Raw genomic sequence first — 13,127 nt, forward strand, 5'->3', positions numbered from 1 at the left:
AAAAGCGCACTCAGCCACCGGCTGGGCGCGCTTTCACGATTGATGCGACTGTTACCACATATGGTAAAGGCCAGCTGGCGGCTTAAAAAAGGCCCGCTTCCTTGGCCGTCAGCGCGGCTTGGGTGCGATTCTTGGCCTCAAGCTTGCGGCAGAGCGTGCGGACATGCAGCTTGATCGTGACCTCCTGCAACTCCAGCTCACGGGCGATTTCCTTGTTCGACAGACCGCGGCACAACCCGTCCAGCACCTCAATTTCGCGCGGGCTCAGCTTGTCAGCGAGCGGATGGACAGGCGCCTCTGCCTCCTTGCGCATCAGCTCAACCGGGACGTAGATTTCCCCGGCGCTCATGAACCGCACGGCATTCAGAAGCGACTGCGCGCCCATGGTTTTCGGGATGAAGCCGATGGCCCCGGCATCCAACGCCTCCTGCGCGGTGCGGCTGGGCGCACTGCCGGAGATGATCGCAACCCCCTTGCCACCATTGGCCTTCAGCGCGGTGCCCAACCCGGCCAGCCCCTGCATGCCAGGCATATTGTAATCCAGCAGGACCAGATCATAAGGCCCGTTCTCTTCAATCTCGCTCAGCGCGCCGGGCAGATCGATGGTCGAGGTCACGGCGGCACCGCCTTCTGATTTCAGATAGGCGGATATTGTTTCGCGAACCATGTCGTGATCGTCCGCCAAAAGAATACGCATGTAAGCTCCTGCTAAGTACCGGCTTTGTTGTTAGGATAACCGTAATTTGGTTGATAAAATGTCAATCGCCCCTGATCTGGGACGCTATGGGTTTTGGCCGTGGGTGTGGCGGCGGTTCGGGCGGCGGTTCGGGCAGCGGCTGAGGCAAGGGGGGGCAAATCCGCCCCTCCAAACCCGTAAGCCAGCTCCTATTTTGCCCTTCTGCGGGCGCAACCGCACGTAAAATCGTCCTCAGGTGGCAAAAAATCGCAGTTCTGGTTACGAATCCTATACCAAAGAATAGCAGTCTATCCGCAGGAACAGATGCCCGGCGCGGCGGTTTGTGACAGGTTGGGACCAGATCAGGGATGTGCAGCACCGCAGGGACACCACTTCGACCCGCCGGGATGCACGGGCAAAAGGATAGACGCTATGAAACACTGGCACCTTCACATCGCGGCATTGTTCGCAGTCGTTACAGTGCTTTGCGGTCTGCCATCCGGCGCCGTGCAGGCGTCCCAATCGGATGCGGCCGTGCTGACCGTGGCCGTCAAACCTGCCAATGGCGGCGACATGCAGCGGCATGAATTCTCCATGGAGGAGCTGCGCAGCCTGCCGGTGGCCCAATTTGATACCCGGACCATCTGGACCTCGGGGGAGCAGGCCTTCACCGGGGTGAGCCTGGCCGCCCTGCTGGCCCATGTCGGCGTCGCCGAGGGGCAGTCGGGGGTCGTCGTGGCCCGGGCGATCAATGACTACGCCGTCGAAATTCCCGTCTCTGACGCCACCAATGGCGGCCCGATGGTCGCCTATGAGCGCAACGGGTCGTCCATGTCGGTACGCGACAAGGGGCCTTTGTGGATTGTCTATCCTTACGATAGCGACCCCACATATCGTACAGAGGCGGTTTATTCCCGCAGCATCTGGCAGCTTGAGGAGATCACAGTAGGCCAATGACCGGCACAGACAGAGGCCCTTCATAGGTGCGGCTCAGGGAGAACCCTTTGGTGTCGCGCAGCGTCCTGATCACCGTGGGCTTGGTTCTTGCCTTGCTCGCGGTGCAGTCCGTTCGGCTGGGACGCGAGGTGCTGGTGCGCCTGGAGGTTCTCTCAACCGCCGCAACCGACAGCCTGCAGTGGACCCTGTCTCAGGCCGAAATTGAACAGCTGAAGCTGGAGAATGCAGTTCTGTCAGCGCGCAACGCGCAGGATCTGTCGCAGGTGCGCCGCGAATTCGATATCCTCTACAGCCGCGTGGCCATCATCCGCGAAAGCCAAACCTTCAAATCCGTGCGCGAGGCGCCGGAAAACGCCCAGATCCTGCAACGGGTCATGGCGCGGATTGACACTTTGATCACCTATATCGACGGTCCGGATGAGGCATTGTTGTTCGGCCTGCCGCAGGTGAGCGAGATCCTGCGGGCAAACCGCGATGACCTGCGGGTGCTGGCGCTTGCGGGGCTTGTTGAACATGCGCGCACGACTGAGGAAAAACGCCTCAGCCTCTTTGCGATCCTGTCCCGGCTGGCCTGGGTTGTGCTGGCGCTCTGCGTGGCGCTGGGGCTGACCGCATTGATGATGGGGCGGCTGTACCAGCGCGGCAAACGTCTGGCCGAACGCACCCGTTTTGCGGTCGCGCGGATGCGCGCCATGATCACCTCCTCCCTGGATGCCATTCTGGTTGTTGGCGATGATGGGCGCATTCAGGAGGTGAATGGCGCGGCAGAGACGATTTTTGGCTACTCAAAGGGGGAGGCGACGGGCGCCGATATGGCAGAGCTGATCATCCCCGACCACCTGCGCGACGCCCATGAGCAGGGCATGCAGGCCTATCTGGCTGGGGGCACGCCCAAGGTCGTGGGTCAGGGCCGTGTGCAGTTGCAGGCCAAGCGCAAATCGGGTGAGATCTTCCCGGTGGAACTGTCGATCACCGCCAGCCAATCCGCCGAAGAAACCGTCTTTGTCAGCTATCTGCGCGATATCTCCGACCGGATCGCCGCCGAGGAAGAGCTGACCCGCACCCGCGATGAGGCCCTGGCAGGCGAGCGGGCGAAGGCCGATCTTCTCACCGTGATGAGCCATGAGATGCGAACGCCGCTGACCGGTGTCCTTGGCGCGGTTGAGCTGCTGGACGGCACCGCCCTGTCGCCGGATCAGCGCGACTACCTGTCGGCGATCCGCACCTCAGGCGACCGTTTGATGGCCCATGTCAATGATGTCCTGCAATTGTCGCATTTGGAAACCGGCGTCGACTATGAGCATCAGCGCATTTTCAACCTCAGCGATCTGGTCCAGGAACTGATCGATACGCATCAGAGCACCGCCCGCCGTGGTCGCAATGATCTGAGCCTGCATTGCAGTCTTGGCGCCAGCGGAGACGTGCTGGGGCGCCCGGTCGCGCTGAAGAAGGTCTTGGTCAACCTGGTCGAGAACGCGTTGCAATTCACCACTGATGGGGCCGTGTCGGTTGATGTGCAGCGCCTCGGGCAGGGCGATACTGTGGAGATCAGCATCGCCGACACCGGCGCCGGCATTGCCGAACGTGATCTCGACCGGATTTTTGAGGATTTCATTCGGCTGGACGCGAGCTATGCGCGCAGCAGCGAGGGCACGGGGCTTGGCCTTGCGATCACCCGCCGCATTGTTGTGGCGCTTGGCGGGGATATCTCCTGCGAGAGTGAGCTGGGGGAGGGCAGCCTGTTCACCATCTCGTTGCCGCTGCCGGCCTCCCATGCCGGGGGGGCGGTGGATGCGGCGCCCGCTGAGCTGGCGCCGGTGCTGACCGCGCCGCCCGCCCCGGCACCGCAGCAAAGCCTGGACATCAGCCGGTCTGAGGATACGCCAGTGCGGATCCTTGTGGTCGAGGACAATGAAATCAACCGGCTTTTGGTGGAGCGGATGCTGACCAATCTTGGCCATCAGGTGGTGCTGGCCCCCGGCGGGGCTGAGGGGTCGCGGCTGCGCGCGCCGAACGGTTTGATCTGATCTTCATGGACATCAGCATGCCAGAGGTGGACGGGATCGAGGCCACCCGCCAGATCCGCGAACAGCGCCTGGCAGAGGGCACGCAGATCGTCGCACTTACCGCGCATGTGGCCGCCCGTGATCACGCAAGGATACGTGACGCCGGGCTGGTCGAAGTGGTCACCAAGCCGGTCAGCAAATCAACTCTGGCAGAGGTGATATCGCGCCACGTCAATCGGGATCGACCTGACGAAAACAAACCCGCTGCAGCGCAGCAGCCATTGTCGGGATCTGCGCCGTCGGCGACCGCAATGTCACAGCAGGCAGCCGCCGCAGCACCGGCGCAGATACATGCGGGCACCGGGGGTCAGGGATCGGATATCACGCAGTTTTTCCATGCTCTGGGCGCTGAACGCGGCGCGCAGTTCCTTGGGGGCTATTGCCAAGAGGTGGATCAGTTCCTTGACGATCTGGGCACGGCGCACACTCTGGATGCGGCCCACCGGCAGGAGGCGCACCGGCTGGCCGGATCGGCAGCTGTGCTTGGCTTTACTGAGCTGCGCGAGGCGCTGCTAACCATCGAGCATACCGAGGCTGCGGACATGCCGGATCTGGCAGGCCTCGCGCGTGCGTGGGAGCAGGCCAGCTGCGAGATCGCGGCAGCCCTTCCGGGGAAGGCCGCAGGCTGATCCTCTGGCGGTCAAAGCTCAAATATGCCAGTCTCCGTCGGATCTCAATCATACAGGCCGGAGCCGCCCACCGACCATGGCGGGGGCAAGGGGGCAGCCATGGCTCGTCAGGGACTTCTCTTCCTCAAGGCGCAATAAAAACGCCAATGGCCCGCCACAGCCCCAACAAGGAACCAATGACAGGCCAAATGTTCAATCGGACCTCAGGATGCGCAGCGTGTTACACCGGCGGTTTTCCCTTCAGCGCGCGCATGACCATCGCCACAACAAAGAGGACGAGGAAAATGATGAACAGGATCTTTGCGATACCGGCCGACGCCCCTGCGATGCCACCGAAACCAAGCAGGCCCGCGACCAGTGCGACGACCAGAAATGTAAGTGCCCAACCAAGCATTTTCTCTCTCCTTCAAAAGGTTAGTCTACAATACGTAGATGCAGAGGTAACGCGTCAGGTCCCGAATTGTTCCCTGCGGTGGCCTTCGGCGCAGTATGCCGGGGGGGTAGCCAGCTTTTGATCACTGCGGTAGAAAACGGGCGGCACAGCACCGGCCAGGGGTAGGAGCCGATCTCTGCCGCCTCCATTTCAGCCTCCGCTGCTGTGCCCATCAGAACCAGTTTGCCACCGCGCGCCGGGATAATCTGATCCAGCTGCAGCTGGTCGACCAACGCAACCCCAGCCTCGGCAAACACCACGGCAAGCGTGCTGTGACGACAGAGGTCGGCCATCGCGGCCTCGATCGACAGATGGCAGATCACCTTCGCATCGGTGTGAAGTTCAAAAATTGTGTCGGAAATATCGCATGTGGTCAGATAATCCTTCGACGCAACAATGTAGACAGCGTCTTTTGCTGTGGTCGAGGTGACCGGCGGATTGTCTTGCATAGGGAAGTGGCCTTTCGTTTCGTGCATCTTGCGTCGAACTGGTCTAGGCTTGCATTAATCTATGACATACCGCCGAAGGGGATTGCGCATTGTTGACCACCGACTGTCAGGATTGCCCCCTGCGAAACCGCGATATTTTCAACCAGATGAGCAAGGACGAGCTGGCCTTTACCCAAGGGTTCAAGACCGGCGAATTGGTGGTCGATCCCGGAACAACCATTTTGCTGGAAGGTTCAAACAGTCCGCAGGTCTATACGGTGCTCAAGGGGATGGGCACCCGCTACACCACGCTTGAAAACGGGCGCAGGCAGGTAATCAACTTTATCTTTCCGGGCGATTTTATAGGCTTGCAGGCAGGTCTTATGGGGGAGATGAAACACTCCGTTGAGGCAACAACCAGCATGACCCTCTGCGTGTTTCGGCGTTCTGAAATTTTCCGCCTGTTTGAACAATATCCGGCGCGTGCGTATGATCTGACCTGGATTGCAGCGGTGGAGGAACATTTCCTGGGCGAGACGATTGCATCCCTCGGACAACGCGATGCGTCACAGCGCATTGCATGGGCCTTGGTGCGGATTTACCTGCGCCTGCGCGCGGTCGGGCTGGAGGAGGGGCACACGGTTCCGCTGGCCTATCGCCAGCAGGATCTGGCGGATGCGCTTGGCCTGTCACTGGTGCATACCAACAAACGGCTGAAGGCACTGCGCGATGAGGGGCTGGCGGACTGGCAGAACGGTCAGTTGTCGATCAGCGATCTGGACACCCTTGCGGAACGCGCCTTGATTGATCTGGAAAACCCAGAACGCCGCCCCTTGATCTGACCACAGATCCGTGGTGTTGCCTGCGTTTTGGGGTGGGTGCTGGAAATCCCGCAGGAATTGATGATATGCGGCGCGCAGACTGCCTGTTGCGCCCAATAGCTGCGACCAGCCCCCGACGAGAAGAGCCCTGACATGACCGATCAGACCAACGCCCCGTTTCCCCAACCCGCTGGCACCAGCGCCCTTCACCAAGCGGCGCGCCTATCCATTGCACCCATGATGGATTGGACCGATCGCCATTGCCGCTACCTGCACCGACTGCTGAGCAAAGAGGCGTTGCTGTATACGGAAATGGTAACGGCACCTGCCTTGGTGCGGGGGGCGCGCTGCATTTGCTGGATCATTCTGCGCAGGAGCATCCCGTTGCGCTGCAACTGGGGGGATCGGACCCGGTTGAGCTGGCGGAGGCGGCGCGTTTGGGGGCAGAGGCGGGCTATGATGAGATCAATCTCAACTGCGGCTGCCCCAGTGACCGGGTACAGTCCGGCGCCTTCGGCGCGGTGCTGATGAAATCGCCGGATCTGGTGGCAGAATGTGTCGCGGCCATGCGGGCCAAGGTGGATGTCGAGGTCACTGTAAAATGCCGGATTGGTGTCGATGATCAGGACCCGCAGGAGGTGTTGCCGGGGTTTGTTTCCGCCATCGCAGAGGCCGGGTGCCCGCGGGTGACGATCCATGCGCGCAAAGCCTGGCTGAAAGGGCTCAGCCCCAAGGAAAACCGCGATATTCCGCCGTTGGATTATGAGATCGTGCATCAGATGAAGGCGGAGTTTCCGCAGCTGCATATCTCGCTCAACGGTGGCGTGGCCAGTCTCGATGAGGCGCTGCCACATCTGGAGCGTGGGCTTGATGGGGTGATGATTGGCCGTGCGGCCTATCATCAGCCCGCCGATATCTTGTCGCAGGCGGATCCGCTGATTTATGGCACCGGCAGTGCCACGGATCCGGTCGCCGTGGTGAGGCAGATGCTGACCTATATCGACGATCAGATGGTGCAGGGGGCCCGGTTGCATCAGATCACCCGGCATATGCTGGGGTTGTTTGCCGGGCGGCCCGGTGCGCGCAACTGGCGGCGGGTGTTGTCAGAGGGCGCAAGTCGGCCGGGAGCGGACACTCGGTTGGTGGAAACCGCGCTGGAGCAGGTGACCGGGATCGCGGCCTGATCCGGCAGAGGCCTGAATATGGGCTGATCAAGCATCAGGTCTGCGATGCCCTGCGACCACGGGTCACTGCTGCAATCGACTGATCTGCAAGAAATCCTGAGACAAAATTGCGCTCACCCTGTAGGGGAGGGTTTGGATCTGCGCGCCGCACACAGCCCACAGGAGGGCAGGGTGCCGACCGGGATCGCGACCGCCATGAAGGAGAGCCGTCAATGTCAGCCCTGACCACCAGTCTTGTGACCACTGCTGCCCTGCTGCCGGAGCCTGCTGTGCTGGCGCAGATGGCCGGTCTGCTGATCGTGACCGGCGCGGTTGCCGGTGTTCTGGCGGGCCTGCTTGGGGTTGGTGGCGGTATTGTGCTGGTGCCTGCGTTTTTCTATGTCTTCCAGACGCTTGGCTATGGCGGTGATCAGCTGATGCAGATGTGTCTGGCGACCTCGCTTGCGACGATCATCGTGACCTCCCTGCGCTCAGTGATGAGCCACAATAAGAAGGGTGCGGTGGATTGGCAGATCCTGCGCGGCTGGGGACCGGGGATTGCCATTGGTGCCATCATTGGCGTCACGGTGGCGTCCTCGCTGCGCTCCACCACGTTGCAGGCGCTGTTTGGCGTGCTGGCGTTGATGATCGGGCTTTACATGGCTTTTGGGCGCGCGGACTGGCGGCTGGGGCAGGAGATGCCAAAGGGCGCCCGGCGCATGATCCTGTCGCCCATGGTGGGGTTTCTGTCGGTGCTGATGGGCATTGGCGGTGGCAGTTTCGGGGTGCCGCTGATGAGCCTGCATGCAACCCCCATTCACCGGGCGGTGGCCACGGCGGCGGGCTTTGGTGTGATCATCGCGGTGCCTTCTGTGATTGGGTTCCTGTTCCTTCCTGTTGAGGCTGCTGTGCGTCCGCCGCTCACTGTTGGGGCGGTCAATCTGGTTGCTTTTGTGGTGGTGATTGCGATGACGCTGATCACTGCGCCTTGGGGGGTGAAGCTGGCCCATGCGATGGACCCGAAACCGCTGAAACGAGTGTTTGCAGTGTTTCTGATCCTTGTGGCGCTGAACATGCTGCGCAAGTCGCTCGGCTTTTGATTTTTGTTAGGGGTTAGCAATGGGCTGGCAGGACTTCTTAACCCGTGGCTGGTGTGAGTTCCCAGCTGATGCGGCCACCCTGGCCTGGGCGCGACATGCGCATAGGGCAGGCGTTCAGGCGTTAGCGGATCCGGCCAATGCCGACTGGCTGCAATGCGAAGGGACCTGGTTCATTGGCGTGGATGCGCTGCCCAATGATGCGCAGGGTCAGCTGCCCGGTGGGCCTGAGCTGGCGGGCCCCGCGCTTGATTTTATCACGGCGCATCTGGGCGGTCTGCCGGATCTGCATCGCGGGCAGGTGTCCTCCGTCTTTCCCGGCTATCCACGACCGCGCCCCGGGGAGGGGGAGGCGGCGCTGCGCTACCGGATCAAACGGGATGCGGCCCATGTGGACGGGGTGAAGATGTTCGGCGATGCCCGTCGCCGCAAGGTGGAGGAACCGCATGCCTGGGTGCTTGGCCTGCCGCTGAATGACAGCAGCGCGGATGCCTCCCCATTGGTGATCTGGGAGAGCAGCCATGTGATCATGCGCCGTGCCTTTGCAGCAGCCTTTGACGGCATCCCATCGGAGCAATGGGGCGATGTTGATGTGACCGACGCCTATACGGCCGCCCGCAAGCAGGTGTTTGAAACCTGTCCGCGTGCCACGGTGTCAGCAAAACCGGGGCAGGCCTATCTGATGCACCGGCTATGTCTGCACGGTGTTGCGCCCTGGGCAGAGGGCGCCAGCGCACCGGAGGAGGGGCGGATGATCGCCTATTTCCGACCTGAGATGGCGGAGTGGACCGATCCGGTGCGGGGGTGGCTGTCTTAGGTCAGCAATCCTGCCCGAATGTTTCGCGTGCGAAACAATAGGTCAGGGGTTATTCCGCATGATTTTCAAAGTGTTACCGAGGCGCGCGCGGCTTTCGCTGGCAGAAAACTGTGCGGGATCAGCCCGCTATCCGTTGCCGCGCGACATGTGCCGCGCGCCGCGTTAGCTGCGTTTTAGGCGGGCACTGCGGCCGCCGCGGCGCTTGGTCAGCTCCTTGGCGCGCTCGGGCAGGGCCTCCAGCAACTCGGCCCGTTCATCGTTGCTCATCTTGGACCAGCGGGTGATCTCGTCGATGGAGCGGTAGCAGCCGGTGCAGATCCGCGCCTCCGGGTGGACGACACAAATTTGGATGCAGGGCGATTGCACCTCGTCACGTTTCCAGACCTCGTCGCTCATCTGCTTTATCCTGCCTTGATATGGCGCATCCGGTCGAGCGCCCCCTGCAGGATATACGACGCAGCGACGTGATCGATCACCTCTGCGCGACGTTTTCTGCTCGTATCCGCCTCCAAAAGCGCTCTTTCGGCGGCAACCGTGCTGAGCCGTTCGTCCCAGAAGCCGATCGGCAGCTCTGTCAGCTTGGCCAAATTGCGGGCAAAGGCGCGGGTTTTCTGACAGCGCGGGCCTTCGGTACCATCCATGTTGCGGGGCAGGCCCAACAGCAGCGCGCCAACCTCGCGGGCTTTGACGATTTCGAACAGGCGTTCTGCATCCAGCGTGAATTTCTTGCGCCGGATGGTTTCCAGCGGGGTGGCGACGGTGCCCATCCGGTCCGAGATGGCGACGCCCACGGTTTTATCGCCAAAATCCAGCCCGGCAATCGGGGTGAAATTCGGGACTGCCGCCGCGAAGGTTTCAAAGTCGTCGTAGATCATTGGGTCAGTCCTGCCTGTTTGGCGGCGGCGGTGATGGTGGCGAGGGCCTCGGGCACCTCGGCGAAGACCTCCTGCGCCTCAGCGTAGATGGCTTGCGCGCGATCGGTCTGTTGCAGCACCGATAGGGCGCCGATCAGCCGCGCCCATTCCTGCGGCGTGCCGCCAGTGGTGGCAAGCCGGTCTGAGAGGCCCTCAACCATGCCACGGATCATCTGCTGGCGGTCTTCGGTGCTCATGTCTTCCGCGGCGGCGATATCGTCGGCGCTGGGACCTGTCGCAGGAGTGGCGGGGGCGCGGCCCGGTGCAGGCACGCTGCCGGGGGTGATTGGCGTGTATTCAACGCCGAGCGCGATAGGCGATATCTTCAATCTGGGCAGTGATGGCGGTGACCCAGGGCGCGCCCTCCGGTCCCATGGCGAGGGTTTCGCTCCAGACCTCATAAGCGACATCCGGGCGGCCGATCTGGGCCATCATCAGCCCCCAGTAATAGCGCGCGCCGCCATCAAAACGATCAAGCGTCAGCGTGGTGCGCAGGGCGTCCTCCGCCTCCGGGGAGACATAGCCGTGCGGCAGGCCATGATCTGCAGCTCTGCCAGCTCGCCGAAATCGCGGGCCTCAACATCGCCGGACATAATGCGGATATAGTTTGCCTTGGCTCTGGCGGCGGCGGCGAAATTGCCGAGGTTGGCCTCATGCTGGGCCAGCAGCGCCTGACCCTGCGCATCATCAACGCGTTTACTGGCGGTGTCGCGCAGCTGATCGACCAGCGTGGCGTAACCCGGCTCTACCACGCGGGCCGGGCGTTTCGGTGCGTCGGCCTCTGCCTCAGCCTGCGTGGGACGTGTGGCGGCGCGTTCCGCAGCGGCGTCGATGCGCAGTTGCAGGCCAAGGTCGCTGTAGCCCGGCGCGCCGAGATTGGCATAGATCAGGTAGGTGCCACCGCAGACCAGCCCGATCAGCGCGATGGCGGCAGCGCTGGTCAGGGTGCGGGGCTGGGTGTGGCCGCTGGCGGCGGCCTGGACCTGAGCGTCGGCGCTCAGGATGCGGCGGGAAATCTCGGTGCGGATACGCTCGGCATCGCTGGCCTGCAGCACCCCGCGCGCCAGATCCTTGTCCACATCGCGCAGTTGCTGGCGGTAGACCTGCAGGTCATAGGCGGCGGCTGGTTCGCCGCTGTCGCGTCCGCGCAGCAGCACAAGGGACAGCAGCGTGGCGGTGGCCAGCGTGATGAGGCTGATAACGATCCAGAAGGTCATGGCGGCTCCCGCAGTTTCAATCCCATGTATAGGGGCTGGGGGGCGGAAAAAAGGCCTATCTGCTGCGGCGCGCTGTCCCGGTGGCGGGCGTTGAGGACGCAAAGGGTGCGGTGAGCCTGTGGCGTCTTTGCTGCCGGATGTCGCAACCATGCATGATTGCGACGATAAACGGCGCAGGTCAGCCTTGTCTGTGGTGCATACCCGTTAACAGTCTCGAACCACGGATTCGCCCATGAAACGTTATTCTGCCTTTGCTGTCGCGCGTGAGGCGCTGCGCTACCACACCGGATGGGAACGCGCCTGGCGCTCTCCCGAACCCAAACGCCACTATGATGTGATCATCGTCGGGGCCGGTGGCCATGGTCTGGCCACGGCTTATTTCCTTGGAAAAAACTACGGCATCACCAATGTCGCGGTTCTGGAAAAGGGCTGGTTGGGTGGCGGCAACACCGGGCGCAACACCACTATCATCCGCTCCAACTACCTGCAGGATCCCTCCGCCGCGATCTATGAGAAATCGCGCTCGCTCTATGAGACGATGAGCCAGGACATCAACTACAACGTGATGTTCAGCCCGCGCGGCGTGATCATGCTGGCGCAGACCGAGCATGAGGTGCGCGGCTACAAGCGCACCGCCCATGCCAATGCGCTGCAGGGGGTGCAGACCGAATGGATTGAGCCTGCGCGGGTGAAGGAACTGGTGCCGATCATCAATCTGGAAGGGCCGCGCTATCCGGTTCTGGGCGGGCTTTGGCAGGAACGCGGTGGCACCGCGCGCCATGATGCGGTGGCCTGGGGCTATGCGCGGGCCTGTTCGAACATGGGCATGGACATCATCCAGCAGTGCGAAGTCACTGGTGTGCGCAATGAAAACGGCCGTGTCGTCGGTGTCGACACCACCAAGGGTGCTATCGACTGCGACAAGCTGGGCATGGTGGTTGCGGGCAATTGTTCGCATCTCTCCGAAATGGCCGGTTTCCGTCTGCCGGTGGAAAGCGTGGCGCTACAGGCGCTGGTGTCTGAGCCGATCAAACCCTGCATGGATGTGGTCGTGATGGCCAATACCGTGCATGGCTACATGTCCCAGTCCGACAAAGGCGAGATGGTCATCGGCGGCGGCACCGACGGGTTCAACAACTACACCCAGCGCGGGTCGCTTCCATCATATCGAGGAAACCGTGCGCGCCCTCAATGAGACCTTCCCGATGGTCAGCCGTCTGAAGATGCTGCGCCAGTGGGGCGGGATCGTGGATGTGACCGGCGACCGTTCGCCGCTGATCTCCAAGACGCCGGTTGGCAATATCTTTGTCAACGCAGGCTGGGGCACCGGTGGCTTCAAGGCGATCCCGGGCTCCGGCTGGGCGATGGCGGAACTGATGGCCACAGGTCATTCGCCGCTGGCCGAAGAGTTTTCGATGATGCGCTTCAAAGAAGGCAAATTCATCGACGAGAGCGTCGCAGCGGGTGTGGCACACTGATGCAGCGCACCGTCGCAAAATTCTTGGAAGAATTTTGCCGAGGATTTTCAAACATCCTTGGCCCCCAGTTGGAGAGGTCCGCACAATGCTGATCCTTGAATGCCCATATTGCGGCGTCAAAGCCGAAGAAACCGAACTGGCCGCAGGCGGCGAGGCGCATCTGAAGCGTTTTGGCCCCGGTTCGTCAGATGAAGAGTTTCATGACTATCTGTTCATGCGCGAAAACCCCAAGGGTGTGCATTTTGAACGCTGGCGCCATGCCAATGGCTGCGGCAAGTGGTTCCATGCTGCCCGCTGCACCACCACGCTGGAGGTGTTTGGCACCTATTCGGCGCAGACCTATGAGCCGCCGCAGGAGATCCTGGATGCGGTCACGGCCAAACGCCCCGGTTGGACATGGCGGGATCTGAAATGATCGCCTCTCTGAACGT

12 protein-coding genes and 3 pseudogenes are annotated in these 13,127 nt (G+C 62.0%); 9 read left to right on the plus strand and 6 right to left on the minus strand.

Annotated features, from left to right (window positions below; translation table 11 throughout):
- Positions 1 to 82: 82 nt before the first annotated feature.
- Positions 83 to 697 (minus strand): response regulator transcription factor, encoded by a 615-nt coding sequence (locus tag L0Z65_RS04385; RefSeq protein ID WP_102896808.1) that lies wholly within the window; start codon positions 695 to 697, stop codon positions 83 to 85.
- Between the two features lie 303 nt (positions 698 to 1,000).
- Here L0Z65_RS04385 and L0Z65_RS04390 point away from each other — a divergent pair, with 303 nt between their 5' ends.
- The 3 genes from L0Z65_RS04390 to L0Z65_RS04400 are packed head-to-tail and all read left to right on the plus strand — an operon-like array spanning position 1,001 to position 4,328.
- Complete coding sequence (locus tag L0Z65_RS04390) at positions 1,001 to 1,633, plus strand: molybdopterin-dependent oxidoreductase (protein ID WP_405111124.1); 633 nt, start codon at positions 1,001 to 1,003, stop codon at positions 1,631 to 1,633.
- A 50-nt stretch (positions 1,634 to 1,683) separates the two neighbouring features.
- Positions 1,684 to 3,660 (plus strand): ATP-binding protein, encoded by a 1,977-nt coding sequence (locus tag L0Z65_RS04395; protein ID WP_405111127.1) that lies wholly within the window; start codon positions 1,684 to 1,686, stop codon positions 3,658 to 3,660.
- Positions 3,661 to 3,665: 5 nt separating this feature from the next.
- Positions 3,666 to 4,328 carry a response regulator gene (locus tag L0Z65_RS04400; protein ID WP_405111130.1) on the plus strand — a complete coding sequence of 221 codons (663 nt, stop codon included), beginning with the start codon at positions 3,666 to 3,668 and terminating at the stop codon, positions 4,326 to 4,328.
- Positions 4,329 to 4,548: 220 nt separating this feature from the next.
- Here L0Z65_RS04400 and L0Z65_RS04405 read toward each other — a convergent pair whose 3' ends face one another.
- Together L0Z65_RS04405 and L0Z65_RS04410 are read right to left on the minus strand one after the other, a co-directional pair.
- Entirely contained in the window at positions 4,549 to 4,722 is a 174-nt protein-coding gene (locus tag L0Z65_RS04405; protein ID WP_096871567.1) for a DUF1328 domain-containing protein, read from the minus strand.
- Between the two features lie 20 nt (positions 4,723 to 4,742).
- Positions 4,743 to 5,210, minus strand: a complete 468-nt coding sequence (locus L0Z65_RS04410) for a hypothetical protein (protein WP_405111133.1) — start codon at positions 5,208 to 5,210, stop codon at positions 4,743 to 4,745.
- A gap of 89 nt (positions 5,211 to 5,299) precedes the next feature.
- Here L0Z65_RS04410 and L0Z65_RS04415 point away from each other — a divergent pair, with 89 nt between their 5' ends.
- The 4 genes and pseudogenes from L0Z65_RS04415 to L0Z65_RS04430 all read left to right on the plus strand — a co-directional run bounded on the left by L0Z65_RS04415 (position 5,300) and on the right by L0Z65_RS04430 (position 9,087).
- The gene (locus tag L0Z65_RS04415) at positions 5,300 to 6,031 is read left to right on the plus strand and encodes a Crp/Fnr family transcriptional regulator (protein ID WP_405111136.1); all 732 of its coding nucleotides are present in this window, start codon (positions 5,300 to 5,302) and stop codon (positions 6,029 to 6,031) included.
- A gap of 216 nt (positions 6,032 to 6,247) precedes the next feature.
- Positions 6,248 to 7,194, plus strand: a pseudogene (gene dusA, locus L0Z65_RS04420) (tRNA dihydrouridine(20/20a) synthase DusA).
- Positions 7,195 to 7,406: 212 nt separating this feature from the next.
- Positions 7,407 to 8,273: a sulfite exporter TauE/SafE family protein gene (locus L0Z65_RS04425; RefSeq protein ID WP_405111139.1), complete on the plus strand. Its 867-nt coding sequence runs from the start codon at positions 7,407 to 7,409 to the stop codon at positions 8,271 to 8,273.
- A 19-nt stretch (positions 8,274 to 8,292) separates the two neighbouring features.
- Positions 8,293 to 9,087: a hypothetical protein gene (locus L0Z65_RS04430; protein WP_405111142.1), complete on the plus strand. Its 795-nt coding sequence runs from the start codon at positions 8,293 to 8,295 to the stop codon at positions 9,085 to 9,087.
- Positions 9,088 to 9,249: 162 nt separating this feature from the next.
- On the opposite strand, the gene L0Z65_RS04435 is transcribed toward L0Z65_RS04430, so the two are convergent.
- From L0Z65_RS04435 to ccmI, 3 genes and pseudogenes are all read right to left on the minus strand, one after another.
- The gene (locus tag L0Z65_RS04435) at positions 9,250 to 9,483 is read right to left on the minus strand and encodes a DUF1289 domain-containing protein (RefSeq protein ID WP_040170777.1); all 234 of its coding nucleotides are present in this window, start codon (positions 9,481 to 9,483) and stop codon (positions 9,250 to 9,252) included.
- A gap of 5 nt (positions 9,484 to 9,488) precedes the next feature.
- Complete coding sequence (gene ruvX / locus L0Z65_RS04440) at positions 9,489 to 9,962, minus strand: Holliday junction resolvase RuvX (RefSeq protein WP_096868969.1); 474 nt, start codon at positions 9,960 to 9,962, stop codon at positions 9,489 to 9,491.
- A pseudogene (gene ccmI / locus L0Z65_RS04445) lies at positions 9,959 to 11,218 on the minus strand (c-type cytochrome biogenesis protein CcmI). The gene ruvX and the pseudogene ccmI overlap by 4 nt, the downstream one beginning before the upstream one ends.
- Positions 11,219 to 11,450: 232 nt before the next feature.
- Here ccmI and L0Z65_RS04450 point away from each other — a divergent pair.
- Both L0Z65_RS04450 and L0Z65_RS04455 read left to right on the plus strand, forming a co-directional pair.
- Positions 11,451 to 12,696: pseudogene (locus L0Z65_RS04450) on the plus strand (sarcosine oxidase subunit beta family protein).
- 85 nt (positions 12,697 to 12,781) lie between these two features.
- On the plus strand, positions 12,782 to 13,111 hold the full coding sequence (locus L0Z65_RS04455; RefSeq protein ID WP_040170784.1) for a sarcosine oxidase subunit delta: 330 nt from the start codon (positions 12,782 to 12,784) through the stop codon (positions 13,109 to 13,111).
- The last annotated feature ends 16 nt before the right edge of the window (positions 13,112 to 13,127 follow it).

Source organism: Phaeobacter sp. BS52 (genome assembly GCF_045040595.1).
GTDB lineage: Bacteria > Pseudomonadota > Alphaproteobacteria > Rhodobacterales > Rhodobacteraceae > Phaeobacter > Phaeobacter piscinae.